This is a genomic window from Bradyrhizobium niftali (genome assembly GCF_004571025.1).
Classification (GTDB): Bacteria; Pseudomonadota; Alphaproteobacteria; order Rhizobiales; family Xanthobacteraceae; genus Bradyrhizobium; species Bradyrhizobium niftali.
In genome coordinates, this window is sequence record NZ_SPQT01000108.1 from 1 (window position 1) to 1,831 (window position 1,831).

Below are 1,831 nucleotides of genomic sequence, written 5' to 3' on the forward strand. Positions count from 1 at the left end.
GCGCCCTTGGCGATCGGGATGGCCTTCGGATCTCCCCTTGCGATCAAAAGCCGCAAGAGGCTCTGGCATTCGGCCAAGCCGGGCATGGGATCACCGCCTTCAGCCTTGCCGCGATTTCGGCTTCGGCCGCTTGACCGGCTGGGTGTGGGTGCCGAACAGCGCCAGCAGGAACGCGACTTCTTCCTTCGAACCGATCTGGATCATGATTGTCTCCTTTTCGCTTGGTTGGTCGAGGCCGGCGGAAAAGGAGTTCAGGACAATCGGGTTTCAGGATTGTTTCAGGCGTGTTTCGTCGGCGCTGTCACGTTGCAGATGGCCGCCTGGAGACAAAGCGCATACCCGCCCGTCTGCCACCACGTCCGCCAGGGACCAAGGGCGGGCCATCTGACCTAAATCATGAACAGAAGAAGAGCCCAGCTGTGGTGGGCTAGGCTCTCGTTCAGCGATTGATGGCCGCCTCAACAACCATCTTTACGGCGACATCGGGTTCAGGATCATTTGATTTCCCAGGACGTGTTGTGCGGGATGTCCATCGCAAAATAATCGCCAGAGCCAGCCAACGCAGGCATAGCTATGCACGCAAATGGTTCGCTTCCGGTGATGCCCTTATACTTACCGGTGCCGCCGGTGATGATATGCGTTCCACAATCCATCTTCGGCTGGGCCTTGTCGAGGTCTCGAGTATCGAAGGTCGAGAAAATCTTGTCGCCGTCGCTGTCGGCGAGCACGCAAGCTCCGTCAATGTATTTCTTGTCTCCGGACGCGACGTTCAGCGCCACGCAGCGTGCTGACATCTTGTCCAGCATCTTCTCTCCCTTCATGTTTTGAGTGGTCCCGACCGCCTCCAGCGTCGTGGCCTTGCCGAGTTCGGCGGTGTCAATGCTCATCAAGGGTCGAAAAATAAAGTGCGTCACATAAGGAGTAGTCCCCTTCTTTTCAATCGGCTCTCCCGCGACAGCCGCGGGGGCAAAGGACACGAGCGCTGCAGCAAAAGCCGTTGCTTTGGTGAGTCTCATCGCTGCGGTGAATGTGGGGACTCTGCGCACGTTGATGACGTTCATGAGTGCCTCCTTAGATCAAGCGGCGGTTCAGGTCTCCGCCGTGAACTGCCGCGAGTTGAAATCGACCTGCGTATGCTCTCTCCTGTCAAATCGAGTTGCACGCCGGCGCCGAGCGTCAACGTGATCATGCTTTCATGATGCTTCGCCTTGGACTGACGAAGTATGTGGGGATGGTGGCTCCAATCATCGGTTTTTACCTCAGTACAAGGTTCGACCGAACGACCTGGAATATAAGCATAATAGCATGGAACGCGGCGGACGTCAGCGTCATGCCCAGAAAACGCAGCGCACCGTCAGCCATCCTGACCGAATGCGCTATGCAAAATGCAATTCTCCTGCTGTTCGGATGAAGCACGGTGCACATGGGTGCAGCGACTCTGTGCCGCTCTTCATGCTTTGCGTCGTTCCGCTTGCAACTCAGGAGGTGAGCATTGAGTGACGTCGATTTCCGCAGCCACCAATATCCGTAATATCCGCTAATGGGATGGTCCGGCCGTGCTCCTGCCCCGCCAGCGATAAGCTGGCCAGGGGCGCCAAGACAGGGAGCACGCCATGTCCCAGACACCCAGTACCGCGATCGCCGTGATCGGCATCGATATCGGCAAAAACTCGTTCCACGTCGTGGGCCACGATACGCGCGGCACCATCGTGCTGCGGCAAAAGTGGTCGCGTGGCCAGGTGGAGGCGCGGCTCGCCAATATGCCGCCTTGCCTGATCGGCATGGAAGCCTGCGTCGGCGCACATCATTTGAGCCGCAGACTCGCATCGTT

The 1,831-nt window shown here is 58.0% G+C and carries 1 protein-coding gene and 1 pseudogene; one reads left to right on the top strand and one right to left on the bottom strand.

What is annotated here, in order from left to right; translation table 11 throughout:
- Window positions 1–494 precede the first annotated feature (494 nt).
- Entirely contained in the window at window positions 495–1,061 is a 567-nt protein-coding gene (locus E4K65_RS46585; RefSeq protein ID WP_025576193.1) for a hypothetical protein, read from the bottom strand.
- Window positions 1,062–1,613: 552 nt separating this feature from the next.
- Here E4K65_RS46585 and E4K65_RS46600 point away from each other — a divergent pair.
- Window positions 1,614–1,831 (top strand): annotated as a pseudogene (locus E4K65_RS46600) (IS110 family transposase); the annotation flags it as partial.